Raw genomic sequence first — 25,385 nt, 5'->3', positions numbered from 1 at the left:
CGCAGGGGGCACGGCATGCATTCAGGGAAGACCGGGCTCGGAGCGGCGGGACCGCTCGGCGCGAGCCATGACGGGATCGGGGTGAACTTCGCCGTGGTCTCGGCGAATGCGACCGAGGTGGACGTCTGCTTCTTCGACGACGAGGACCGTGAGACCGGCCGCTTCCGGCTGCCAGGACGCACCGGCGAGGTGTTCCACGGCTGGATCGAGGGCGTCGCGCCGGGGACGCGCTGGGGCCTGCGGGTGAGCGGACCCTGGGCGCCGGAGAGGGGGCATCGCTTCAATCCGGCCAAGCTCCTGGTCGATACGCACGCGACGCGGCTCGATCGGCCGTTCCGTCTCCATCCGGCGATGTTCGACGCGCGCATCCACGGCGCCGAGCACGACGAGGTCGACAGCGCCGCCGAGGTTCCCAAGGCGATCATCGAGGCGGCGAGCCCCGCGCAGCCGGTGGTCAGGCCGCGGGTCGCCCCGCGCGACCGCGTCGTCTACGAGTGTCACGTCAAGGGCTTCACCCGTCTCCATCCGGCGATCCCGGAGGAGATCCGGGGCACGTTCGCGGCGCTCGGACATCCCGTGGCGATCGGCCATCTGAGCCGGCTCGGGGTGACGGTGCTCGAGGTGATGCCGATCTGGGCGGGGCTCGACGAGCGTCATCTCGGGCCCCTCGGGCTCACCAACTATTGGAACTACAATCCGATCGTGCCGATGGCGGTCGATCCGCGCCTGGCGCCGGGTGGCTGGGCGGAGGTGCGCGCGGCGATCGACGCGCTGCACGACGCGGGGATCCAGGTGATCCTCGACGTGGTGCTGAACCATACCGGCGAGAGCGATCATCTCGGCCCGACCGTCGCCTATCGCGGCCTCGACAATGCGCTGTGGTATCGGCTGAGGAGCGGGGATCTCTCGCGCTACGCCGACGACAGCGGCTGCGGCAACGGGCTCGATCTGACCCGGCAGGCGGGGCTCCGGCTCGGGCTCGACGCGCTCCGGCACGCGGCGCGGGTCGGCGGCTTCGACGGGTTCCGCTACGATCTCGCGACCGCCCTCGGCCGGTGCGCGCTCGGCTTCGATGCCGACGCGCCGTTCCTGGCGGCGATCCGCTCCGATCCCGAGCTGCGCGATCTGGTGCATGTCGCGGAGCCCTGGGACATCGGGCCGGGCGGCTATCGGCTCGGCGCCTTCCCGGCCGGGTGGCCGGAATGGAACGACCGCTGGCGCGACACGATGCGGCGCTTCTGGCGCGGCGATCAGGGCATCATCGGCGAAGTGGCGACGCGATTCGCCGGGTCGTCCGACGTGTTCGCGGCGCGGCATCGGCCGACCTCGGATTCGCTCAACTTCATCACCGCCCACGACGGCTTCACCCTGGCGGACCTCGTCGCCTACGCCCACAAGCACAACGAGGCTAACGGCGAGAACAATCGCGACGGCACCGACGCCAATCATTCCTGGAACCACGGCGTCGAGGGGCCGACCGACGATCCGGCGGTGCGCGAGGCGCGGCTGCGCGACGTGCGGGCGCTGCTCGCGACCCTCTTCACGTCGCACGGCATTCCGATGCTGGCGATGGGCGACGAGGCGGGGCGGACGCAGGACGGCAACAACAACGCCTATGCCCAGGACAACGCCATGTCCTGGTTCGACTGGGAGCATGCGGACGACGGGCTGATCGCCTTCGTGGCGCGGCTCGCGCGGATCCGCGCCGCGCATGCGGCGCTGCGCGACGACCGTATGCCGACCGGGTCGGCGATCGGCGCGGAGGGTATCGCCGATCTCGAATGGCGCCGGTTCGACGGGGCGCCGTTCGGGCCGGGCGATTGGCACGATCCGGAGAACTTCCGTCTGGTCGCGGTGATGGCGGGGGAACAGGACGGCGCGATCGACCGGGTGATCGTGGCGCTCTCGGTCGATCCGCGGCCGGCGGTGTTCGTGCCGGCGCCGCCGCGTCCGGGGATGCGCTGGCGGCTCGAACTCGACAGCGCTCATCCCGACCGGGAGGCTTTCGCCAGCGCCAAGTTCCCGATCGACGGGCGCTCGGTGACGATCTTCGTCGAGGAGCCGATTCCGGACGATCATCGAATCTGGCCGGTCGACAGCGATTCGCTCGATCGATTGGCGCATGCCGCAGGCATCGCGCCGGACTGGTGGGATCTGACCGGCCATGGGCACCGGGTCGGGGACGACACCAAGCGGGCGATCCTGAACGCGATGGGCCTTCCGGCGGATACGCTCGGCGAGGCCACGGACAGTTTCGAGCGGCTGTCGTCGGAGACCACCCGGCGGCCGCTGCCGCTCGCCGCGACGGTGTTCGCCGGCCGCGAGGGCGAGGTGTCGCTGGCCGGGCCGCGCGCGCTCGGCGGCGGCACGCTGCGTCTGACGATCGAGCTCGAGGGCGGGGGCGAGCGCGTCGTCACCGTGCATCCCGGCGAGGGCCGGGCGGTCTTCGCGACGGGTGAGGAGACGGGGCCGAGCCGGCGCGTCGTGTCTCTTCCCGATCTGCCGATCGGGCGTCACCGGATCCGGCTCGAGGGCCACGACGAGACCTGTGCGCTGACGGTCGCGCCCGCGACCTGTCATCTGCCGGAGGGCGGCGCGGCGCGGCGGCTGTTCGGGCTCTCGGCGCATCTCTACACGTTGCGGCACGCGGCCGATCAGGGTATCGGCGATTTCGAGACGCTGGCGCTCTTCGCCGAGAAGGCCGGCGGCGTCGGCGCGGCCACGCTCGGTCTCAATCCGCTGCACGCGCTCTTCCAGGGCGATCGCGAGCGGGCGAGCCCCTATTCGCCGTCGGATCGGCGGTTCCTCGATCCGATCTTCATCGACGTGACGCGCCTGCCGGCGCCGCTCGCCGCCGGAATCGGCGCCGAGGCACCCCGAGCGGCGCTGGAGGCGGCGCGTCTCCAAGGGGTCTCGCACGTCGACTATCCGGCGGTGTGGGCGCTGAAGTCGGCGGTGCTGCGCGCGGCCTTCACCACCTTCGAGGAGACGGCGAAGGCGGGAAGTGGGTCGCTGGTGGCGGAGTTCGACGCCTTCGTCGCCGGCGGCGGCGAGGCGCTGACGCGCTTTTCCACCTTCGAGGCGATCGCGGCGGTGACCGGGGCGACCACGGCGAGCGGCTTTCCGGCCGATCTCGCGGCCTGGGATCGGCCCGGCGTGGCGGATTTCGCGGCGCGCCATCGCCGGGCGGTGCGCTGGTCGCAGTTCCTGCAGTGGCTCGCCGAACGGCAGTTGGCGGAAGCGGCGGCGCGCGGGCACGCGGCCGGGCTCGGGCTCGGCTTCTACCGCGATCTCGCGGTCGGCTGCGCGCCCGACGGCGCGGAGGCCTGGGGCGCGGGCGCGCGGCTGATGCATCGGGTCTCGGTCGGCGCGCCGCCCGATCCCTTCGCGCGCGACGGCCAGGTGTGGTCGCTGCCGCCGCTCAATCCGATCGAGAGCGCGCGGCTCGGACACGCGCCCTTCGCCGAACTGATCCGCGCCAACATGGCGCATGCCGGGGCGCTCAGGATCGATCACGTGCTGGGGCTCCGGCGGCTCTTCGTGGTGCCCGACGGGGCCAAGGGCTCGCAGGGCGCCTTCGTCGATCAGCCGTTCGAGGATCTGATCGGCCAGCTCACGCTGGAGAGCCGGCGGGCCGAATGCGTCGTCGTCGGCGAGGATCTCGGCACCGTGCCCTGGGGGTTCCGCGAGCGCATGGCGGAGGCCGAGGTCCTGTCCTATCAGGTGCTGTGGTTCGAGCGGGAAGGGCGGGGCTTCCGCTCGCCCGCGACCTATCCGGCGCTCGGGACGGCGGTGGTCGGCTCGCATGATCTCGCGACCCTGGCGGGGTGGTGGATCGGCGACGATCTCGACGAGGATCTGCGGCTCGGGCGGCTCGAGGCGGCGGCGGCGCCGGTCGCGCGCGCCGAGCGGGCCGAGGAGAAGCGGATCCTGATCGACACGCTGGTCGCGGCGGGCGCCTTGGCGCCGGAGGCGGTGGCCGACGACCTGCCGACGGCGCTCACCGACGAGATCGCGGCGGCGGTCCATGCCTATGCCGCCGAGGGGCGCTCGATGCTGGCGCTGGTGCAGGCCGACGATCTCAGCGGAGAGATCGAGCGGCTCAATCTGCCGGGCACCGATCGCGAGCGGCCCAATTGGCGGCGGCGGCTCTCGGTCGGCGTCGAGACGCTGCTCGAGACCTCGCGCGCGCGGGCGGTGCTGGCCGGGCTCGCCGACCGACGGTGGTGAGGCGGGCGGGGCGAGGCGGGGCGACCTGCCTCGGCGCCTGAAATTTGAGCTCTTCCTGTATTGTTTTCGATACACCACCGGGCGGTGTTCGGTTATGCTCGCCGCGGCGCTCCTTCGTCCGGCGAAGGAGTTTCCGGAGGTTCCAACCCATGGGCGCCGCGAACGGCGCCGCGAGGATCCCATCCATGAAGCTCTCCGCGCGCAACATGCTCTCCGGCACGGTTCTGTCCGTCACCAAGGGCACCACGACCGCTCACGTCACCGTCGACGTCGGTGGCCAGACCGTCACCTCGGCGATCACCAACGAAGCGGTCGAGGATCTCGGCCTCGCCGCCGGCCAGGCGGTCAAGGTGGTGATCAAGTCCTCGGACGTGATGATCGGCGTCGACTGAGGTCGGCGTGTTCCGCCCCTCGAGGGCGGCGGGGAGCCTCGATCGGGATCTGCCCATCGGGGTTTTCTTCGGCTTGTTGCTGTATCGTTGATGATATAGGTTTCGACGCTGCGTCGTCGACCGGAGGGTTTCCGTGATGAATTCGTTCGAGAAGAAAATGCGCCGGATGGCGGGTGCCCTGGTCGGTGCGGCGCTGATGGTGATCGGCGCGGCCGGCGGTTCGGCGCTCGCGCAGTCGGCGGGGCCGGTGGTCTTCGCCGCCGCCTCGATGAAGACCGCGCTCGACAAGATCGACGCCGCCTGGACCGCCAAGACCGGCAAGACGGTGACCGTCTCCTACGCCGCCTCCTCGGCTCTCGCCAAGCAGATCGAACAGGGCGCGCCGGCCGACGTCTTCGTCTCCGCCGACATCCCGTGGATGACCTATCTCTCCGACAAGGGACTGATCAAGCCGGAAACCCGTTCCGAGTTGCTCGGCAATGCGCTGGTGTTGATCGCGCCGATGGACACGCCGGAAAAGATCGAGATCGGCCCCGGCTTCCCGCTCGCCGAGAAGGTCGGCGACGGCAAGGTCGCGACCGGCGACGTCGGCTCGGTGCCGGTCGGGAAATACGCCAAGGCCGCGCTCGAGAAGCTCGGCGTGTGGGCCGCGGTCGAGCCGAAGATCGCCGGCGCCGCCAACGTGCGCGCCGCCCTCGCCCTGGTGGCGCGCGGCGAGGCCAAATACGGCATCGTCTATGCCACCGACGCGAAGTCGGAGCCCAAGGTGGTCGTGGTCGGGACCTTCCCGGCGGGCAGCCATCCGGCGATCATCTATCCGGTGGCGATCACCAAGGATTCGACCAATGCCGACGCGGCCGCCTATCTGGCCTTCCTGAAGAGCGCGGAGGCTGCCAAGATCTTCGCCGACGAGGGCTTCACGCCGCTCGCGAAGTGAGGATCGGGACGGGTGGACTGGTTCACGGTCGAGGAATGGACGGCGATCGGCCTGTCCCTGAAGGTGGGCACGATCGCCATGGTGGCCTCGCTGCCGCCGGCGATCCTGGTGGCCTGGGTGTTGGCGCGGGGGCGGTTTCCCGGCAAGGCGCTCCTGGACGGGATCGTCCATCTGCCGCTGGTGCTGCCGCCGGTCGTGACGGGTTACCTGCTCCTGTTGTCGTTCGGCCGGAGGGCACCGATCGGGGCCTTCCTCGCCGAGCATTTCGGGCTGGTGTTCTCGTTCCGGTGGACCGGCGCGGCGCTCGCCGCCGGGGTGATGGGCTTTCCGTTGATGGTGCGGGCGATCCGCCTGTCGATGGAGGCGATCGACGAGCGGATCGAGCAGGCCGCCGCCTCGCTCGGCGCGCCGCCGTGGTGGGTCTTCCTCTCGGTGACGCTGCCCTTGTCGTTGCGCGGGGTCGCGGCCGGGGCGGTGCTGGCCTTCGCCAAGGCTCTCGGTGAGTTCGGCGCCACCATCACCTTCGTCTCCAACATCCCCGGTCAGACTCAGACCATTCCCGCCGCCATCTACACCTATACCCAGACCCCCGGGGGCGATCTCGGCGCGCTCAAGCTGTCGCTGGTCGCGGCCGTGTTGGCGCTCGGGGCACTGGTCGTCTCCGAACTCGCGGTGCGGCGACGGCGCGGCCGGGAGGGGCGGGCATGATCTCGGTCGACGTGGCGCTGGCGCGCTCCGACTTCACGCTCGACGTCGCCTTCGAGGGTGGCCAGGGCATCACGGCGCTGTTCGGGCCTTCGGGTTGCGGCAAGACCACGGTGATCCGGCTGGTGGCGGGGCTCGAGCGGCCCGATCGCGGCCGCATCACGCTCGGCGACACGGTGCTGACCGACGTCGAACGGGGCGTGCGCCTGCCGCCGCATCGCCGCCGGATCGGGCTCGTGTTCCAGGACGCGCTGCTCTTTCCCCATCTCTCGGTCGCGACCAATCTCGCCTATGGGCGCTTCTTCACGGCGCGCGAGCGGCGCCGGGTCGAGCGCGACGCGGTGATCGCGGTGCTCGGCATCGGCCATCTGCTCGACCGGCGTCCGGCGACGCTCTCGGGCGGCGAGCGCCAGCGCGTGGCGATCGGGCGGGCGCTCCTGACCTCGCCCGACCTCCTGCTGATGGACGAGCCGCTGGCGGCACTCGACGACGACCGCAAGCTCGAGATCCTGCCCTTCATCGAACATCTGCGCGACGCCTTCGCGATCCCGATCCTCTACGTGTCGCATTCCGTCGAGGAGGTGGCGCGGCTCGCCGCCACGGTGGTGCGGATGGACCAGGGGCGGGTCGCGGCGATCGGCGCTCCGGCCGAGGTTCTGGCGCCGACCGGCCTCGCCTCGGCGATGCATCGCTTCGAGGCGGTCTCGGTCGTCACCGGCACCGTCGCCGAGATCGACGAGGCTTATGGGGTGACGACGATCGCCCATCCCGCCGGCTCGATCGTCGTCCCCGGCCGGCTGCCGCGCGTGGGGGCGAGCGTGCGGGTGACGGTGCGGGCGACCGAGGTGACGCTGTCGCGCGAGCGCGGCACGGCGACCAGCGTGCGCACCGCGCTCGCCGGGCGGATCGAGGCGGTGACGACCGACGGCGGGCCCTTCGCGCTGGTGACGGTGCTGCTCGACGGCGGCGAGACGCTCTACGCCTATGTCACGCGGCTCGGTTTCGACGCGCTCGGGGTCGCGGTCGGCGATCGGATCTCGGCGCTGATCAAGGCGGTGTCGATCGACGAGCGCGGTCTCGCCGGGCTCGAGGCGCCGGAAAAGAGGAAGGCCTGATCATGTTTCGTCCGACCCGGGCCGAGCTCGACGCGTTGCTGGCCGAGGACACGCCGCACGGCGATCTCACCACCGACGCCCTGGGGATCGGCGAGCGCGGCGCGGTGATGCGCTTCACCGCGCGCGATCCGCAGGTGGTGGCGGGGATCGCGATCGCACGCGGGCTGATCGAGCTCGCGGGTGGGAGCGTCGCCACGCTCGCCGCCGACGGCGAGCGGGCCGCGGCGGGAACGGCGCTTCTTTCCGCCGAGGGGCCGGCGGCGGCGCTGCACCGCGCCTGGAAGACCGCGCAGACGACGATGGAACTCCTCGGCGGCATCGCCACGGCGGCGCGCGAGGTGGTGGAGGCGGCGGTCGTGGGCGAGCGCCGGGTGTCGGTCGCCTGCACGCGCAAGACCTTTCCCGGCGCGCGGCGGTTCCAACTGGCGGCGATCCGGGCGGGTGGCTGCGTCGTCCACCGCACCGGACTGTCCGAGACGGTGCTGGTCTTCGCCGAGCATCGCGCCTTCCTCGGCGACGAGGCGCCGGAGGCGACGGTGGCGCGGCTGCGCGCGGCCTGTCCGGAGAAGAAGCTGGTGATCGAGGTGGCGACCCCGGACCACGCGGCGCGAGCCGCGGCGGCGGGGTTTGACGTGATCCAGATGGAGAAGTTCACGGTCGAAGACGTCGCGGAGGCGGCGGCGCTGGTGAAGTCGAGATGGCCTGCCGTGGTGCTCGCCTCGGCAGGTGGGATCTCGCCGGCCAATGCCGCCGATCACGTCCGTGCCGGCGCCGATATGCTGGTGACGTCGTGGCCCTACACGGCGCGGCCGCGCGACGTGCAGGTGACGATCGAGCCGGCGTGAGATCGGCGCGAGATACCGCGCCGATCCCCACGTCGTCCTCAGGCCCCCGTTCGCGGGCGCCGGGCGGCGAGGAGGCGCAGCAGCGCGACCGCCTCGGCCGGCGGGGCCTTCTCCAGCCGGCGATAGTCGCGGCCGTCGAAGGTCCGGCTCATCCAACCGCCGTCGACGAGTTCACGCCGGAGGAGGGCGTGATCGCCGAAGAGATGTTCGGCGCCGAGGCGCTCGTTGATCTCGCGTTCGTGCATCGAGCGGCGGGCCGGCAGGCGCGACCACATCACCCACAGGCAATCCGGCCGATGGCTCGCCTTGCCGGGCCAACGGATCAGGCGACCGTCGGCGTCGAAATAGCGCAGGATGCGCGCGAGCCGGGCGGTATCGACCGGCTGCGGCGGCGGGGGCGGGGTCTCGAGCCGGTCCAGCGTCTCGGCCTGGGCGCGAAAATGCTGGAAATTGCCGAAGCCGCCGGCGCGGGCGACCATGTTGAGCAGTTCGACATGGCCGGGCCGGCCCTCGTGCTCGGCCAATTGGGCGGCGAGCGCGCGGGCGAAGGCGGAGACGTCGGGCGTCGAGAAGGGAAGGTGGGTTCTGGACATCGCTGATCCTCGTGCGATGTGCCGCAGTCCGGGGGCGGAGCCTCGACGGACGTTCGGTGGTCGCCCTTGCCGACGCGGCACACGGGGAAAGCGTGTCGATCGCGAAGGTGAAAATTGGCAGGTCCAGCTCCCCTTTCGGGGTGGCGACGCCTCGGTGAACTGCCGACCGTAGCCGATCGTCTAGACCGAAGCGGGAAGGGGCGCAAGGGGGACGCGGTCGCCCGACGTTCGCGCGGAGCGCACGCCGTCGTTCTTTGGGCCGGTTTTCGCGACGCCGGGGGCGAGGATCGTCGAGACGTGTGAAAAACCGGCTACGTTGTGTTTCATCGAACACAAAGCTGCGGCATCCTCCCCGTCGAGGCCGCCGCCCGGTCGAGGGTCCCGTCATGAACCGTATCACGCCGCTTCTGCTCGCCACCGTCCTCGCCGGCCCCGCCGTGGCCGAGGAGGCGATCGTCCACGTCTCGGCCGGGAGCCTGCGCGGGGCGCTGACGCAAGCCGGCGCCGCCTTCACCAAGGCGACCGGCATTCGCGTCGATCAGACCTACAAGGCCTCGGGGACGCTGAAGAAGGAGATCGAGGCGGGCGCGAAGGTCGACGTCTTCACCTCCGCCAACATGGAGCATCCGTTGGCCCTCGCCGCCGAGGGCAAGATGGGGCCGGTGGTCCTCTTCGCGCGCAACGAACTCTGCGCCTTCGCCATGCCGAAGGCCGGCGTCGCGGCCGACGGGAGCAATCTGCTCGACCGGATGCTCGACCCCGCCGTCCGGCTCGGCACCTCGACGCCGAAGGCGGATCCGGCCGGGGACTATGCCTTCGAGGTTTTCGCCAAGGCGGAGGCGGTGAAGCCCGGCGCCGAGGCGGCGCTGGAGGCGAAGGCGCTGCAGCTGACCGGCGGGCCGAGCTCGCCGCCGCCGCCGGCCGGGCGCAACGTCTATGCGTCGTTGCTGGCGAGCGGCGAGGCCGATCTCTTCCTCGCCTATTGCACCAACCGCCGGCCGATCGCCAAGGAGGCGCCGGAGGCGCGGGCCTTCACCTTACCGGAGAGCCTGGCGGTGCGAGCCGACTACGGGCTCGCCGTGGCGCCGGGCGCGCCGGTCGCGGCCTATCGGTTCGCGCTGTGGCTCCTGTCGCCGGAGGCGCAGGCGATCCTGGCGGAGGCCGGTTTCGCCGCGCCGACCCTGCCGAGCGCGGCGAAACCCTGAGGCTCATCCTCGGCGCGGGAACGTCCGAACGGATCGGACCGTCGCGCGCTCGGGATCACACCGGCTTCAGGAGCACGTGCTTCTTCTTGCCGGAGGAGAGCTTGATCACGCCGTCGCCGGTCAGATCGCCGGTGGTCAGCTTCTGGCGCTCGTCGGCGAGGGGCACGTCGTTGACCCTGAGCGCGCCGCCGGCCACCGCGCGGCGCGCCTCGCCGTTGGACCCGGCGAGGCCGGCCCGAACGAAGGCGGCGAGGACGCCGAGGCCCTCCGCGAGCTCGCCGGCCGGGATCTCCACCGTCGGCAGATCGGCGGCGAGCGCCCCCTCCTCGAAGGTCTTGCGGGCGGTCTCGGCGGCGGCGAGCGCCACGTCGCGGCCGTGCACCAGCGTGGTGATCTCGGTCGCCAGGATCTTCTTGGCCTCGTTGATCTCCGAGCCGCCGAGCGCGGCGAGCCGGGCGATCTCGTCCATCGGCATCTTGGTGTAGAGCTTCAGGAAGCGCTCGACGTCGGCGTCCTCGGTGTTGCGCCAGTACTGCCAGTAGTCGTAGGGGCTCAGCATGTCCGCCTCGAGCCAGACGGCGCCGTTCGCCGTCTTGCCCATCTTCGCCCCCGAGGAGGTGGTGAGCAGCGGCGAGGTGAGCGCGAAGAACTGCGCCCGTTCCATCTTGTGGCCGAGGTCGATGCCGTTGACGATGTTGCCCCACTGATCCGAGCCGCCCATCTGCAGGATGCAGCCGGTGCGGCGGTAGAGCTCGACGAAGTCGTAGCCCTGGAGGATCATGTAGTTGAATTCGAGGAAGCTCAGCGACTGTTCGCGGTCGAGCCGGAGCTTGACCGAGTCGTAGCTCAGCATCTTGTTGACCGAGAAGTGGCGGCCGACGTCGCGCAGGAACTCGACGTAGTTGAGGTGGCGCAGCCAATCGGCGTTGTTGATCATCAGGGCGCGGCCGCTCTCGAAGTCGAGGAACTTGGAGAAGACCCGCTTGATGCCGGCGAGATTGGCGTCGATGTCCTCGACGGTGAGGAGCTTCCGCGCCTCGTCCTTGAAGGAGGGATCGCCGATCATCGTCGTGCCGCCGCCCATCAGGGCGATCGGACGGTGGCCGGTCTCCTGCATCCAGTGCAACATCATGATCTGGATCAGGGAGCCCGCGTGGAGCGAGGGGGCGGTCGCGTCGAAGCCGATATAGGCCGTCACCGGGCCGGCGAGGAAGGCGGCGTCGAGCCCCTCCGGATCGGAGATCTGGTGGATGAATCCACGCTCGGAGAGGACGCGGAGAAAATCGGACTTGAACGCGGTCATGATCGGCGAAACCCTGGCAGACGACGCGGGTGAGCCGCGTCGAACCGGGCTCATAGCATCTCGCGGGCGAGAAGGCACCCCCCGAGGGGGCGTGACCGCGGCGCGGATCGAGGCGGAGGACGGGTGGAGATGGGCGCGCGGCGCTGGGCGATCGGCTTGATGAGCGGCACCTCGATGGACGGGGTCGACGTCGCGGCGGTGGAGACCGACGGGCGGCGGATCTTCGACCTCGGGCCGACGCTCTTTCGCCCCTACGACGACCACGAGCGCGCGGCGATCCGCGCGGCGATCGCGGTGGCGCCCTCGGTCGGCGACCGGGCCGAGCGGCCGGAGGCGCTGGCGGCGGCCGAGGCCGTGGTGACGACGGCCCACGCGGATGCCGTCGCGACCTTCATGGCGGCGAACGGGCTGACGGCGGCGGACGTGGCGGTCGTCGGCTTTCACGGGCAGACGGTGTTCCATGCACCGTCGCACCGGATCACGGTGCAGCTCGGCGACGGGCTGGCGCTGTCGCGGGCGGTCGGTCTGCCGGTCGTCTACGACTTCCGCGCCGCCGACGTGGCGGCGGGCGGGGAGGGGGCGCCGCTGGTGCCGATCTGGCACGCGGCGCTGGCCGCCTCCGGCGATCTGCCGCGCCCGCTGGTGGTCTGCAACATCGGCGGCGTCGCCAATCTGACCTGGATCGGGGCGGGCGAGGATCCGAGCGATCTCGTCGCCTTCGACTGCGGGCCGGGCAATGCCGCGCTCGACGACTGGTGCCGTCTCCACACCGCGCGCCCGCTCGACGTCGACGGCCGCCTCGCGGCGGCGGGCCGGGTCGACGAGCGGTTGCTCTCGGCCTTGCTCGAACATCCCTTCTTCGACGTGCCGGCGCCGAAGTCGCTCGATCGCAACGCCTTCACGGCGTCGGCGGTCGAAGGGCTCTCGCCCGCCGACGGCGCGGCGACGCTGACCGCGCTCAGCGCGCGGGCGATCGCCAAGGGGCTCGCGATCCTGCCGGCCCAGCCGGCGATGGTGGTGGTCGCGGGCGGGGGCGCGCACAATCCGACCCTGCTGGCGATGCTCGGAGAGGCGACCAACGCGCGCGTGGTCACGGCGGCGGACGTCGGTTGGTCGACCGATTTCCTGGAGGCGCAGGCCTTCGCCCATCTCGCCGTGCGCCACCTGGAGCGATTGCCGCTGTCGTTCCCGGGCACCACCGGCGTGCCGCATCCGATGCGTGGCGGCGTCCTGGCGATGGGGTGAGGCGATGGCGAATCCGGTCCTGACCTTCCGCTGGTTCTACGAGGTCGCCGGGCGGCGGCCGAAGCTCGTGACCTTCGTCGGGCTCGCTCTGATCGCCGAGGCGGGGCGGGTGTGGATCGGTCTCGATGCGGGCGAGCCGGTGACGCTGCTCGGACGCGGCGGGTTCCGCGTGCTCGACCCTTACGAGGACGGGGGGGCGCTCGCCGCCTATGCCTTCTGGGTCGGCTTCTGCGGGGTGCTGCTGCTGGTTCTGACCCGCTTCGCGCGGCGCTCGGTCGGGCGCGCGACGGCGTCTGTCGGGCGCGCCACGGCGCCGGCCGCGCGCGCGACGGCGGTCCCGGCGAGCGGCGTCGGCGGCCGGCTCGGGAGCTCTCCGCCGGTCGTGCAGCGGATGCGGCGCTTCCCCGAGACGCGGCGCTGAGGCGCGCTCAATCGATCAGCGCGTCGAGGCCCCGGGTCAAGCCGACGCGCTCGATCACCCGGCGGGCGGCGAGCAGGGTTCCGGCGACATAGGGGCTCGGCGAGGATCCGGCGTCGTGGCGGATGACGAGGCGTTCGTCCTCGGCGGCGAAGATCGCCTCGCAGGCGAGGACGTAGGACGGCATCCGCACCGAATGGACCTGGATCGGCGTCGGCTCGGCGACGGTGGCGCCGCGTGTGGCGGGGAGGCCGGAGAGGTCGCCGACGGGCAGCGAGGTGCCCGGCCGGCGCACGGCGGAGAGCGCCTCGGCCAACTCGCGGCCGGTGCCGGAGGGCGTGTCGGGCTTCTTCGCCGAGGCATAGTCGATGATCTCGACGTCGGCGACGTGGCGCGCCGCCTCGAGCGCGAAGCGCTTCAGCAGGGTCGCGGTGATCGAGAAGTTGCCGGCGGCGACGACCCCGAGGCCGCGTTCGCGCGCCAGTGCGTCGATTTGGGCATAATCGGCCGAGCCGAGACCGGAGGTGCCGACGACGACGTGGCGGCCGGCCTCGAGCGCCATGCGGACATGGCCGGCGACGACGGCGGGTCTGGTATAGTCGATCACCACGTCGGAGGGGACGGCGAGGGCCTCGGCGAGCGTCGCGACCACCGGCACGCCGAGCGGGGCGAGGCCGGCGAGAGTGCCGGCATCGGCCCCGGCCTGCGCCCTCGCCACGGCTCCGGTGAGTTCGAGATCGGCGGCGCCGGCGACGGCGCGCACGAGGGCGCGGCCGACCCAGCCGGAGGCACCGGACACGACGATGCGGACACTCATGACGTCACTCCCGAGGAGTCGTTTCGGGGGAGACTGGCCCAGGGTCGGGCGCCGGTCCAACGAATTCGGGACCGGCGAACCGTCAGGGGCCCTGAAGGGTCGGGGGGCACGAAGGATCAGGCCGTCTCGATCGTCGAGGCGAGGCGCATGTCGACATATTGCTCGCAGTGGCCGAGCAGCTCGTCGACCTTGTTTTCGAAGAAGTGGTTGGCGCCCTCGATCACGCGCTGGTCGATGACGATGCCCTTCTGGGTCTTGAGCTTGTCGACCAGGGTCTGGACGTCCTTCAGCGGCACCACCTTGTCGATGTCGCCGTGGACGATCAGGCCGGAGGAGGGGCAGGGGGCGAGGAAGGAGAAGTCGTTGAGGTTGGCCGGCGGGGCGATCGAGATGAAGCCCTCGATCTCGGGCCGGCGCATCAGCAGCTGCATGCCGATCCAGGCGCCGAAGGAGAAGCCGGCGATCCAGCAGGAGCGGGCGTCCGGGTGGATGGTCTGGACCCAGTCGAGCGCGGCGGCGGCATCCGACAATTCGCCGGCGCCGTGATCGAACGCGCCCTGCGAGCGGCCGACGCCGCGGAAGTTGAAGCGCAGCACCGCGAAGCCGCGTTTCGCGAACATGTAGAACAGCTGATAGGTGATCTGGTTGTTCATCGTGCCCCCGAACTGGGGGTGGGGATGAAGAATGAGAGCGATGGGAGCGTTGCGCTGCTTCGCGGGCTGGAAACGGCCTTCGATGCGGCCGGCCGGTCCGTTGAAGATCACCTCGGGCATGGGTGGTGTCGTCCTGACGAATACGGGTGACGGGTCGGAGCGAGCCGACCGACTTGGGTCGCCACTGTTGGCACGAACGGCTCTCGGATTTCAACAAATTCCGACGTCGAACCCGCCTTCCGCGCCGCGCTCTTCCGTCACCCCGGCTCGAGCGACCACACGTTCGATCGGCTCCCGTTCGGCCGGCGGCCGCGATCCTCGTGTGGCGACGACGTGAAAAAGGCCGGGATCGCTCCCGGCCTTTCTCGTTTCATCGGATCGTCGGCCTCAGCCGCGCTTCGACCACCAGCCGGACTTGCGCGGCGCGTCGGGCGGCAGTTCGGTCGACTGCGGCACCGGCTTCGCCGGAGCGGCGGGTTCGGCCTCGGCCTCTTCGACCGGCGCCGGCTCGCTCACGCTCTGCGTCGCGGTGGCGGCGCTCGCCTCGGAGGCGGGCTGCTCGGGGGCCGGAGCCGGCTCCTCGGCGACGGCGGGCGCGGCCTCGGTCTCGGTCTCCGCGGCGGCGGCTTCGGCCTCCGCGGCGGCGGCCTCGGCGGCCTTGGTCTTGGCGGACTTGCGCGGCGCGCGGACGCGCTTGGGCTTCGCCGGCGGTTCCTCGGCGGGAACCTCGGCGGCGGCGGCCTCGGTGACCGGGGCCTCGACGGTCGGCGCCTCTTCGGCGACCACCTCGGCGGCGGTCTCCTCGGGGGCGGCGTCCATCGCCTCGACCTCGGCGGCGAGGGTCTCGCGGTCGATCACGACGACGTCGTCGGTCGCGAGCTCCTCGCCCTCGTCACTCTCTTCGCCTTCGTAGGTTTCGCCCTCGGCGCGGACGGTCTCGCCGGCCTCGCCGTTCTCGGGGCGATTGCGGCGGCCGCCGCGACGGCCGCGACGACGGCGCTTGCGCGGAATCTCGTCGCCGTTGGCGTCGAGCTCGACCGGGCCGGTCTCCTCGGAGCCTTCCTCGCCACCTTCCTCGGCACCGTTCTCGGCGTCGTAGGCGGCGTTCTCCTCGTCGGTGCCGTTCTGCGGGGCGCCCTCGCCACGACCACGACCGCGCCGACGCCGACGCCGGCGGCGACGACCGGCCTCGGTCTCGGCGGCGCGAGCGGCGTCGCCACGACCTTCGTCGCGGCTCTCGGCGCGCTCGGTCTCCTCCTCCTCGGTCTCCTCGATCTCGTCCTCGACGATCTCCTCCTCGGGCTCCTCGACGGGAGCGGGGGCGGCGACGAGTTCGGGCCGATCGGTGCGCGGCACCACGGGGTCGCCCTTCTCCACCACGTAGAGATGGCCGGCCTGGGAGGCGTGATCGTCGGCGAGCACGGTGATGTCGAGGCCGAAGCGGCGCTCGAGATCGGCGAGATGGCCGCGCTTGTTGTTGAGGATGTAGAGCGCCACGGCGGTGCGCGTCCGCACGATCAGGTCGTGCGTGACGCTGCGCAGCAGCGCCTCCTCGAGGGAGCGCAGGACGTGCAGCGCGACCGATTCGGTCGAGCGCACCATGCCGGTGCCGCCGCAATGGGGGCACAGCACCATCGAGCTCTCGAGAACGCCGGTGCGGATGCGCTGGCGGCTCATCTCCATCAGGCCGAAGTGCGAGATGCGGCCGACCTGGATGCGGGCGCGATCGTTCTTCAGGCATTCCTTGAGCTTGCGCTCGACCGCCCGGTTGTTGCGGTTCTCCTCCATGTCGATGAAGTCGATCACGATGAGACCGGCGAGATCGCGCAGGCGGAGCTGGCGGGCGACCTCCTCGGCCGCCTCCATGTTGGTGGCGAGCGCGGTGTCCTCGATGTTGTGCTCACGGGTCGACTTGCCCGAGTTCACGTCGATGGAGACCAGGGCTTCCGTCGGGTTGATGACGATGTAGCCGCCCGAGCGCAGGGTGACCTGCGGGCTGAACATCGCGTCGAGCTGGCTCTCCACCGCGAAGCGGGTGAAGACAGGGGTCGGCTCGCGGTAGTTCTGGACGTTCTTGGCATGGCTCGGCATGAGCATGCGCATGAAGTCCTTGGCCTCGCGATAGCCCTCTTCGCCGGCGACCAGGACTTCGTCGATGTCCTTGTTGTAGAGGTCGCGGATCGAACGCTTGATCAGCGAGCCTTCCTCGTAGACGAGCTTCGGCGCGGAGGACTTCAGGGTCAGTTCGCGCACGTTCTCCCACAGGCGCAGGAGATATTCGAAGTCGCGCTTGATCTCGGCCTTGGTGCGGGCGGCGCCGGCGGTGCGGACGATGACGCCCATGCCTTCCGGAACCTCGAGCTCCTGGGCGATGGTCTTCAGGCGCTTGCGGTCGGTCGGCTGGGTGATCTTGCGGGAGATGCCGCCGCCGCGCGCGGTGTTGGGCATCAGCACCGAATAGCGGCCGGCGAGCGACAGATAGGTGGTGAGCGCCGCGCCCTTGTTGCCGCGCTCCTCCTTGACGACCTGGACGAGGAGCACCTGACGGCGCTTGATCACTTCCTGGATCTTGTACTGGCGGCGCAGGCGCTGCTGCGGGCGACGCTCGGGCAGTTCCTCGAGCGCGTCCTCGGAGCCGACGCTCTCGACGGCCTCCTCGTCGGCGATCTCGGCCTCGGAGTCGGCGGCCTCGGAGACCTCCTCGCCCTCGGCGCCTTCGCTCTCGGCCTTGGCCTTGGGCTTCGACTTGCGGCGCGGGCGGTTCTCCTCGCGCTCGGCGTCGGCGTGCATGCGCGCCTCCTCCTCGAGGAGGGCCTGCCGATCGGCGGTCGGGATCTGATAGTAGTCGGGGTGGATCTCCGAAAAGGCCAGGAAGCCGTGACGGTTGCCGCCGTAGTCGACGAAGGCCGCCTGGAGCGACGGCTCCACGCGGGTGACCTTGGCGAGATAGATGTTACCCCTGAGCTGTTTCCTGTTGGCGGCTTCGAAGTCGAATTCCTCGACTCGGCTGCCGCGCACCACGACCACCCGGGTCTCTTCCGGGTGGGTGGCGTCGATGAGCATCTTGTTGGCCATGAGGCGAAAACTCCGGGCCCACGACGTACGGCGCCGTCCCGAGGAGGACGGCGGCACGGTCGCGGACTTGTCGTGTCGGTAGGGAATGGGGGAGCGCGATCGAACGTGTAGGCGCCGCGTGGACGAGGCGACGACGCGAAGAGAACCGGCCTGTCGCCGTCTCCGTCGTTTCCGTCGTGCGTCCCGTCGTCGTCGGCATGGCCGTTCGTTCGACCCTGTTCTTTCGTGGCGATCGAGTGGCAAACCATCGATCGGGAGCGGTCGCGGCCGGGCGAAATCGCAAGAAAACGCGACGAACCCGGGCCCGACCACCGTGAGGCATGGCCTCGGGGGCCCGAACACCACGCTCGACGACCGACCTCGTGTCGCCGACGCGCCGTGTTCCGGAACTTCTTCCCGACACCGGGTGGACGGTGACGGGACCGGGCCGCTCGTCTCGAGAGGTCGTCCAGGCGATACGCGCCAACGAACGAAACCACCCGCACGACGACATCCACCGGGGATGCCGGCCGCCGTGGGGCCTCTCTCCCGCCATCGTCGCGGGCGAGCCGGACGAGCATCGGGAACGAGCGGTCCGAACTCTTCGACGAGTGCCCCGGCCACGCCTCGGCGCGGATCGGGGATTCGCTCGGAGATCGAAATCCTGGCCCATACTTACGGGGGCGGGGGTGCCTTTGCAAGTCGCGCAACGAGCCGGCCGATGCCGGGGTGGCCGCGGACGACGCGGCGTCTCGCCACCGTCAACGACGGGTTAACCGCGAGGCGCCCATGGTCTATCCTGTCGCTTCGGACGACGGCCTCCGAGAGGGACGCATTTGGGTATCTTCGGCATCGCGAGACGGGTCGCCACGGCATGGGCGGCGCCCGAGAAGAAGGCGACGCGGCGGCTGGTCTCGGTCGTCGCGGCGGTCGTTCTGACCGGCGCCTCGGCGCTCGCCGGGGTGGTCGGCCGCGCGCCCGAGCCCGCCGAGGCGTCCGGCGCGGCGCGGGCTCTCACCGTCGCGGTGGAGGAGACCGGCTCGGTGAGCGGGACCGCCGCCGCCAAGGGCGACCGCGAGGGGGCGCGTCCGAGCGCGGCGTCGCGAGGCGTCGATCCGGGCGCGCCGGTGCCGGCTCGGCCGGTGATCGTGATCGATCCCGGTCACGGCGGCGTCGACGCGGGCACGGTCTCGCCCGCCACCGGCACGCCGGAGAAGACGGTCGTCCTCGAGATGGCGCAGACGTTGATCCGGGTGTTGCGGGAGAGCGGCCGTTACGACGTGCGCACGACCCGCGACGAGGACGTCTTCGTCGGGCTCGGGCGGCGGGTGACGATCGCCCGGGAGGCCAAGGCCGACCTGCTGCTGTCGATCCATGCCGACGCCGAATACGATCATTCGGTGCGCGGCGCGACCATCTATACGGTCTCGGAGAAGCCGTCGGACGCCCAGGCGGCGGCGCTCGCGGCCAAGGAGAACGCCGCCGACGCGGTCGCCGGCCATGTCGTCACGGACGCCGAGGACGTGGTCGAGGACATTCTGGCGGAGCTGACGCTGCGCGAGACGCGCCGGTTCTCGCTGCTCGCCGCGCGCGACATTCTCGAGGAATACCGCCGTCACGGCCGATTGGTGAAGGGGGCGGCGCATCGTCAGGCGGGGCTCAAGGTACTGCGCGCCCACGACGTGCCGTCGGTGCTGGTGGAGATCGGCTTCCTCTCCAACAAGGAAGACGAGGCGTTGATGACCTCGCCGCAGTGGCGGGAGACGACGTCGCGCTCGCTTCTCTCGGCGATCGATCGCTTCTTCGCCGGGCGCGGCGTGCCCGGGGCGGCGCGTGCGGCGGAACGGACACGCTGAGCAGGCGATCGACGTCCGCGGCGCCGGGCGCCGCAGCTTCGCCATAAACTTGAAAAAGAAAGGCGGGACGCATAAAGCCATGGTGCGAGTCCGGCGGCTCGTCCAGGCGGGTGGCGGTCCGCCTCGAGAGGAGCCGGGATCGGCGAGAGGCGAGGCTTCGGCCGGGGCGCGAGGGCCGAAATCGGATCTTCGCGAACGGGCGAGACGCATCGAAAGGCATGTCACGGCGGCGACGTCCGGCGGGTTCGAGCGAACCCGTGGGCGACGCGGGAGCGCCCGTGGAATCGGACGGGGGCGACGAAGGATCGCCGCCCGTCGCATCGGCGAGGAAAACGGGCGGCATGTTTCTTCTGCGGTTCATCGGCTACGTCTTCGGAATCGGCACGGTCGCGGTCCTGATCGTCGCGGCGGGCGTGTGGGTCGCCTATAAAAACGCCTCCGCCGACCTTCCCGACTACACGGCGCTCAAGAACTACGAGCCGCCGGTGATGAGCCGCGTGCACGCCGGCGACGGCGAGCTCGTCGCCGAATACGCCTCCGAGCGGCGGCTGTTCCTGCCGAGCCAGGCGATCCCGCAGCTTCTGAAGAACGCCTTCCTCTCGGCCGAGGACAAGAATTTCTACGAGCATTCCGGCCTCGATCCGGAAGGCATCATCCGCGCCGCGATCATCACGGTGCAGAACAAGCTCTCCGGCCGCCGTCCGCAGGGCGCCTCGACCATCACCCAGCAGGTCGCCAAGAACTTCCTCCTCTCCAACGAGCAGACCTTCGAGCGCAAGATCAAGGAGGCGATCCTCGCCATCCGGATCGAGGCGGCCTACTCCAAGGAGGAGATCCTCGAGCTCTACATGAACCAGATCTATCTGGGCATGGGCGCCTACGGGGTGGCGGCGGCCTCGCTCCTCTATTTCGACAAGTCGGTGCACGAGCTGACCATCGCCGAGGCCGCCTATCTCGCGGCTCTGCCGAAGGGTCCGAACAACTATCATCCGTTCCGCCACACCGACCGCGCCATCGAGCGGCGCAACTGGGTGATCGGGCAGATGGCCGCCAACGGGTTCATCACCCAGGAGCAGGCGGACAAGGCCAAGGCGGAGCCCCTGAAGGTCGTGCCGCGCACCACCGGCCCGCACATCTTCGGCGCCGACTATTTCGCCGAGGAGGTGCGCCGCCAGCTGATCGAGAAATACGGCGAGCGTGGCCTCTATCAGGGCGGCCTGTCGGTGCGCACCTCGCTCGATCCCAAGCTCCAGCGGCTCGCCCGCAAGGCGCTGATGGACGGTCTGCTCGGCTACGACACCAACAACGGCTGGCGCGGCCCCGTCTCCAAGCTCACCTACACCGGCGACTGGGGCCCGGCGCTGGCCGAGGTCAAGGCGCTCTCCGACGTGCCGGAATGGCGGCTCGGCGTGGTGCTCTCGGTCGGCGATCAGGAGGCGATCGTCGGCCTGCAGCCGCGCCGTCTGGTGACGGGCGAGATCTCGACCGAGCGCGAGCGCGGCATCCTCGCCTTCGACCAGTCGAAATGGGCGACGCGGATGGCCGACGGCGTCAAGCGCACGGCGATCGGCAAGGGCATGGCGAGCATCGTCATGCCGGGCGACGTCGTCTATGTGGAGAAGGTCGGCGCCGGCACCGGCGAGCGTCAGGTCTATCGCCTGCGTCAGGTGCCCGACATCTCCGGCGCGATCGTGGTGATGGACCCCCACACCGGCCGCGTGCTCGCCACCACCGGCGGCTTCTCCTTCGCGGAGAGCGAGTTCAACCGCGCCACCCAGGCGTGGCGCCAGCCCGGTTCGTCGTTCAAGCCCTTCGTCTATGCCGCCGCGCTCGACAACGGCTACACGCCGTCGTCGCTGGTGCTCGACGGGCCGATCGAGATCAATCCCGGCGGCGGACAGCCGGTGTGGAAGCCGGAGAACTATTCGCAGAAGTTCTACGGCCCCTCGACGCTGCGCGTCGGCATCGAGCAGTCGCGCAACACCATGACGGTGCGGCTCGCCAAGGACATGGGCATGCCGCTGGTGGTCGAATACGCCAAGCGGTTCGGCATCTACGACGATCTCGGCGCCTATCTGCCGATGTCGCTCGGCGCGGGCGAGACCACGGTGCTGCGTCTGACGGCCGCCTATGCGACCATCGCCAACGGCGGCCGCAAGGTGAACGCGAGCTTCATCGACCGTATCCAGGATCGCTGGGGCAAGACCGTCTTCAAGCACGACGAACGGATCTGCGAGGCCTGCGACGCGCCGAAATGGGCGCATCAGCCCGAGCCGGAGCTGATCGACGACCGCGAGCAGGTGCTCGATCCGATGACCGCCTATCAGATCACCTCGATCATGGAGGGCGTCGTCCAGCGCGGCACCGCGACGGTTCTCGCCGATCTGAAGCGCCCGATCGCCGGCAAGACCGGCACCACCAACGACCAGAAGGACGTGTGGTTCGTCGGCTTTACGCCCGATCTCGTCGCCGGCGTCTTCATGGGCTACGACCGGCCGCGCGACCTCGGCCGAGCCTCCGGCGGCCACACCGCCGCGCCGGTGGTGCGCGAGTTCTTCGCCGACGCGCTCAAGGACAAGCCGCCGGTGCCGTTCCGCGTGCCGCCGGGGATCCGGCTGGTGGCGGTCAACCACCACACCGGCATGAAGGCCTCGCCGGGCGATCCGGACGCGATCATGGAAGCCTTCAAGCCCGGCACCGCGCCGCCCGACACCTATTCGGTGATCGGCTACGACACCGAGGAGTTCGGCAAGGCGCAGAAGGTCACGCCGGAGCAGGAGCGCGGTCTCCAGCAGGGCGGCCTCTACTGACACCCGTCTCGAGAAATCCCGACCCGTCGGGATTTCTCGAGGTTTCGGCCCGACCGGCCGATGCCCGGTCGCGCTCGGCGATGGCGCCGGCGGTATCCGCGTGAGCCACGAGAACGCCCGAATCCCACCTCGATTTCGCACGTTTGCGCATCGACGATCTCCTCGCCTCGAGCTTCGAGGTTTCGTGGGAGTGAGGGACGATGTGGATCGATCGGCGTAGGATTTTGTGGACGGCGGCGTCCGCGACGACCTTCGGCGTGATGGGCCCGGCCCGGGCTCGAGCCGGCAGCGATCCGCTCGAGGAGGCCGTCGTGGCGGTCGAGACGCGGCTCGGCGCGCGGGTCGGCATGACCGTGCTCGACGACGAGACCGGCCGGGTGTGGCACCACCGCGCCACCGAGCCGGTGGCGCTCACCAGCACCTTCAAGGTGCTCGCCGGGGCGGCGCTGCTCGCGCGGGTCGATCGCCGCGAGGACCAGTTGGAGCGGCGGGTGGTCTTTTCCAAGGCGACGCTCGTGCCCTATTCGCCGACGACCGAGACGCGGGTCGGCGATCCCGGCATGACGCTCGCCGAGATCGCCGAGGCGGCGATCACGCTCAGCGACAACACCGCCGGCAATCTGTTGCTCGAGACGATCGGCGGCCCGCGCGGGCTGACCGCGTTTCTGCGTTCGATCGGCGACGACGTGACCCGGCTCGATCGCTGGGAGCCGGACCTCAACGAGGCGAGGCCGGGCGATCCGCGCGACACCACGACGGCGGCGGCGATCGCCCATTCACTGCGCTCTCTCGTGCTCGGCCGTGCGCTGTCGCCGGCGTCGCGCGATCGGCTGACGGCGTGGATGGTCGACGATCGGGTCGGCGGGCCGCTGCTGCGCGCCGGTCTGCCGGCGTCGTGGAAGATCGCCGACAAGACGGGGGCCGGCGGCAACGGCGCGCGCGGCGTCGTCGCCGTGGTCTGGCCGACCGGGCGCAAGCCCATGACCGTGGCGGTCTATCTCGCCGAGACGCGGGCCGCGATGGCCGAGCGCAACGCCGCCATCGCCGAGATCGGCGCCGCGCTCGCCCGCTCGATCGGCTGAGGCGGCGCGCCTCGGCTCACGCGGCGGTGCCGGTGCCGGTGACGCGCACGCGCGAACGGCCGGCGCCCGCCTTCTCCACCCGGATCTGCACCGGAATGCGGTCGTGCATGGCGGCGACGTGGCTGATCACGCCGACCTTGCGGCCCTCGCTCTGGAGGCTCTCGAGGGCGTCGATGGCGACGTCGAGGGTGGCCGCGTCGAGCGAGCCGAAGCCCTCGTCGATGAAGAGCGTGTCGACGAAGGAACGGCGCCCCTCGAGCCCGGACAGCGACAGCGCCAGCGACAGCGAGGCGAGGAAGCGCTCGCCGCCCGACAGCGAACGGGTCGAGCGCATCTCGTCGCCCATGTCGCGGTCGACGATGGCGAGGCCGAGGCCGCCGGTGCGCACCAGCCGGTAGCGCGGGCTCAGCGTCTCGAGATGGCGATCGGCGAGGGCGGCGAGGCGGTCGAGGGTGATGCCTTGCGCGAATTTGCGGAACTTGTCGCCGTCGGCCGAGCCGATCGCCGCGCCGACGGCGCCGCGCACGGCGAAATCGGCCTCGAGGGCGGTGATCTCGGTCTCGAGATCGGCGGCGCGGGCGCGGGCGCCGTCGTCGGCGGCGAGGATCTCGGCGAGCGCCCCCAGTTCACGGTTGAGGCCGTCACGGGCGGCGCGGTCGGCCTCGGCGGCGGCGAGGAGGTCGGGGCGGGGCGCGAGGCCGGTGCTCTCGCCGATCGCGGTGGCGAGATCGGCGCGGCGGGCGGCCGCCTCGGTCGCGGCGCGGGCGGCGCTCTCGACGAGGTCGGAGAGGCGGGCGCGCAGCGCCTCGACCTCGCCGTCCGGCGTCGCCAGCAGAGCGGCGGCGATCTCCCAATCGAGATCGGCGGCGGCGAGGGCGTGGTCGCAGGTGGTCGCGGCGCGGCCGGTCTCGGCCTCGGCGGCTTGGAGATGGGCGCGCCGTTCACCGATCTGGACCAGCGCGGCGTCGTGTTCGCCGGCGGCGCGGGTGAGATCGGCGGCCGCGGTCTGGAGGGCCGCGTCGGCGGCGAGCCGTTCCGCCTCGATCCGGCCGCGATGGATCTCGGTCGCCTCGCCGTCGAGGAGGGCGGCGCGTTCCGCGGCGAGGGCGGTCGCGGCGGCGGTGCGGTTGGCGAGTTCGACGGCGGCGGCGATGCGACCGCGTTCGGCATGAGCGAGGCCGTCGCCGAGGCGCAGGACGTCGAGTTCGAGCGCCTGTTCGGTCTTGGCGAGGGTCTCGGTCTCGGCGATCAGCCGGCGGCGGCCGGCGACGGCGGCGGCGAGCTTCTCGGTCAGCGCGGCGCCGTTCTGATCGAGTTCCTCCGGGCCGATCGACAGCGGCGCCAGGGTCACGGCGAGGCTCGCGTCGAGCTCGGCGCGGCGGGCGGCGGCGCCACGGGCAGCTTCCGCGGCGACGGCGCCCCGGCGCTCGGCCTCGGCGCGGCTCTCGGAGGCGAGACGGCGGCGATCGGCATCGGCGTCACGACCGTGATCGAGCCGGTCGAGGGTCTCGCGCAGGGCGTCGATCTCAGCGCGGCGGCGGCCGGCTTCGGCGATGCGCAGCGCGAGGGGCCGGCGGAGCGCGTCGATGCCGGCGACCGCCGCCTCGAAACGGGCGGCGGCGGTCGTGCCGAGGGCCGGCCAATCGAGCCCGAGGGCTCCGGCGAGGCCGGTCGCGTCGGCATCGGCGGCGGCGATCGCCGCTTCGGCCGCGTCGAGGCGGGCGGCGGCCTCGCTCGTCGTGGTCGTGGCGGCGGCGGCGCGGGTCTCCTCGACGGTGCGGTCGCGATCGATCTCGGCGATCTCCGCGTCGAGGCGGATCTTCCGCGCCTCGATCCCGGCGCGCTCGGCGCGCAGCGCGGCGAGGGCGGCGGCGATCGAGGGATCGGCGAGGATCGGGTGGTCGGTGGCGCCGCAGACCGGGCAGGGGGCACCGTCGACCAGGGTGGCGCGCAGATCGGCGGCGGCCTTGGTCTCCACCGCCTCGGCGAGGCGCTGGGCGAGGGCGCCCTCGGCGAGCCGGCGGGCGAGCGCGTCGCGTTCCTCGAGGAGCGGCGGCCGGGCGCGGGCGAGCCGGGCGAGCGCCTCGGCGGCGGCCCCGGCCTCGGCGGCGGCACGGTCACAGAT

At 71.3% G+C, this 25,385-nt stretch carries 18 protein-coding genes; 12 read left to right on the top strand and 6 right to left on the bottom strand.

Features of this window, described 5'->3' with window-relative positions; all coding sequences use genetic code 11:
- Positions 1-15 precede the first annotated feature (15 nt).
- The 6 genes from glgX (at position 16) to modD (ending at position 8,224) form a co-directional block, all read left to right on the top strand.
- Positions 16-4,230, top strand: coding sequence for a glycogen debranching protein GlgX (gene glgX / locus J3S89_RS12960; protein WP_217927984.1), 4,215 nt, complete (start codon positions 16-18; stop codon positions 4,228-4,230).
- Positions 4,231-4,415: 185 nt separating this feature from the next.
- Positions 4,416-4,622: a TOBE domain-containing protein gene (locus tag J3S89_RS12955; RefSeq protein WP_217927983.1), complete on the top strand. Its 207-nt coding sequence runs from the start codon at positions 4,416-4,418 to the stop codon at positions 4,620-4,622.
- Positions 4,623-4,779: 157 nt separating this feature from the next.
- A complete protein-coding gene (gene modA, locus J3S89_RS12950; RefSeq protein ID WP_217927982.1) occupies positions 4,780-5,559 on the top strand; it encodes a molybdate ABC transporter substrate-binding protein in 780 nt (259 codons plus the stop codon).
- Between the two features lie 12 nt (positions 5,560-5,571).
- On the top strand, positions 5,572-6,267 hold the full coding sequence (modB, locus tag J3S89_RS12945) for a molybdate ABC transporter permease subunit (protein WP_217927981.1): 696 nt from the start codon (positions 5,572-5,574) through the stop codon (positions 6,265-6,267).
- On the top strand, positions 6,264-7,379 hold the full coding sequence (gene modC / locus J3S89_RS12940; protein ID WP_217927980.1) for a molybdenum ABC transporter ATP-binding protein: 1,116 nt from the start codon (positions 6,264-6,266) through the stop codon (positions 7,377-7,379). Before modB ends, modC begins: the two co-directional genes overlap by 4 nt.
- Before the next feature lie 2 nt (positions 7,380-7,381).
- Positions 7,382-8,224: a ModD protein gene (modD, locus tag J3S89_RS12935; protein WP_217927979.1), complete on the top strand. Its 843-nt coding sequence runs from the start codon at positions 7,382-7,384 to the stop codon at positions 8,222-8,224.
- Positions 8,225-8,262: 38 nt separating this feature from the next.
- On the opposite strand, the gene J3S89_RS12930 is transcribed toward modD, so the two are convergent.
- The gene (locus J3S89_RS12930; RefSeq protein ID WP_217927978.1) at positions 8,263-8,817 is read right to left on the bottom strand and encodes a DUF2087 domain-containing protein; all 555 of its coding nucleotides are present in this window, start codon (positions 8,815-8,817) and stop codon (positions 8,263-8,265) included.
- A 386-nt stretch (positions 8,818-9,203) separates the two neighbouring features.
- Between J3S89_RS12930 and J3S89_RS12925 the strand changes: the two genes are divergently transcribed.
- Complete coding sequence (locus J3S89_RS12925; protein WP_217927977.1) at positions 9,204-10,022, top strand: molybdate ABC transporter substrate-binding protein; 819 nt, start codon at positions 9,204-9,206, stop codon at positions 10,020-10,022.
- Between the two features lie 55 nt (positions 10,023-10,077).
- Here the strand turns inward: J3S89_RS12925 and tyrS are convergent, their stop codons facing one another.
- A complete protein-coding gene (gene tyrS / locus J3S89_RS12920) occupies positions 10,078-11,325 on the bottom strand; it encodes a tyrosine--tRNA ligase (protein ID WP_217927976.1) in 1,248 nt (415 codons plus the stop codon).
- Between the two features lie 129 nt (positions 11,326-11,454).
- Here tyrS and J3S89_RS12915 point away from each other — a divergent pair, with 129 nt between their 5' ends.
- Positions 11,455-12,570 (top strand): anhydro-N-acetylmuramic acid kinase, encoded by a 1,116-nt coding sequence (locus tag J3S89_RS12915; RefSeq protein ID WP_217927975.1) that lies wholly within the window; start codon positions 11,455-11,457, stop codon positions 12,568-12,570.
- 4 nt (positions 12,571-12,574) lie between these two features.
- On the top strand, positions 12,575-12,991 hold the full coding sequence (locus tag J3S89_RS12910) for a hypothetical protein (RefSeq protein WP_217927974.1): 417 nt from the start codon (positions 12,575-12,577) through the stop codon (positions 12,989-12,991).
- A 7-nt stretch (positions 12,992-12,998) separates the two neighbouring features.
- Here J3S89_RS12910 and dapB read toward each other — a convergent pair whose 3' ends face one another.
- The 3 genes from dapB to J3S89_RS12895 all read right to left on the bottom strand — a co-directional run bounded on the left by dapB (position 12,999) and on the right by J3S89_RS12895 (position 17,533).
- Positions 12,999-13,805, bottom strand: coding sequence for a 4-hydroxy-tetrahydrodipicolinate reductase (gene dapB / locus J3S89_RS12905; RefSeq protein ID WP_217927973.1), 807 nt, complete (start codon positions 13,803-13,805; stop codon positions 12,999-13,001).
- Between the two features lie 116 nt (positions 13,806-13,921).
- On the bottom strand, positions 13,922-14,578 hold the full coding sequence (locus J3S89_RS12900) for an alpha/beta hydrolase (protein WP_217927972.1): 657 nt from the start codon (positions 14,576-14,578) through the stop codon (positions 13,922-13,924).
- Positions 14,579-14,845: 267 nt separating this feature from the next.
- Positions 14,846-17,533, bottom strand: coding sequence for an Rne/Rng family ribonuclease (locus tag J3S89_RS12895; protein ID WP_217927971.1), 2,688 nt, complete (start codon positions 17,531-17,533; stop codon positions 14,846-14,848).
- A gap of 815 nt (positions 17,534-18,348) precedes the next feature.
- On the opposite strand from J3S89_RS12895, the gene J3S89_RS12890 reads away from it, so the two are divergent.
- The 3 genes from J3S89_RS12890 (at position 18,349) to bla (ending at position 23,260) form a co-directional block, all read left to right on the top strand.
- Positions 18,349-19,368, top strand: a complete 1,020-nt coding sequence (locus J3S89_RS12890; protein WP_217927970.1) for an N-acetylmuramoyl-L-alanine amidase family protein — start codon at positions 18,349-18,351, stop codon at positions 19,366-19,368.
- Positions 19,369-19,709: 341 nt separating this feature from the next.
- Positions 19,710-22,178 (top strand): penicillin-binding protein 1A, encoded by a 2,469-nt coding sequence (locus J3S89_RS12885; RefSeq protein WP_217927969.1) that lies wholly within the window; start codon positions 19,710-19,712, stop codon positions 22,176-22,178.
- Between the two features lie 260 nt (positions 22,179-22,438).
- Positions 22,439-23,260: a class A beta-lactamase gene (gene bla / locus J3S89_RS12880; protein ID WP_274383218.1), complete on the top strand. Its 822-nt coding sequence runs from the start codon at positions 22,439-22,441 to the stop codon at positions 23,258-23,260.
- Between the two features lie 16 nt (positions 23,261-23,276).
- Here the strand turns inward: bla and J3S89_RS12875 are convergent.
- Positions 23,277-25,385 (bottom strand): SbcC/MukB-like Walker B domain-containing protein (locus tag J3S89_RS12875; protein ID WP_274383938.1); only part of this gene is annotated, 2,109 nt, incomplete at its 5' end.

The organism is Pinisolibacter aquiterrae (genome assembly GCF_019160155.1).
GTDB classification, from domain to species: domain Bacteria; phylum Pseudomonadota; class Alphaproteobacteria; order Rhizobiales; family Ancalomicrobiaceae; genus Pinisolibacter; species Pinisolibacter aquiterrae.
The sequence above is the reverse complement of the archived record's forward strand: the minus strand, read 5'-3'. Positions and strand labels throughout refer to the sequence as shown.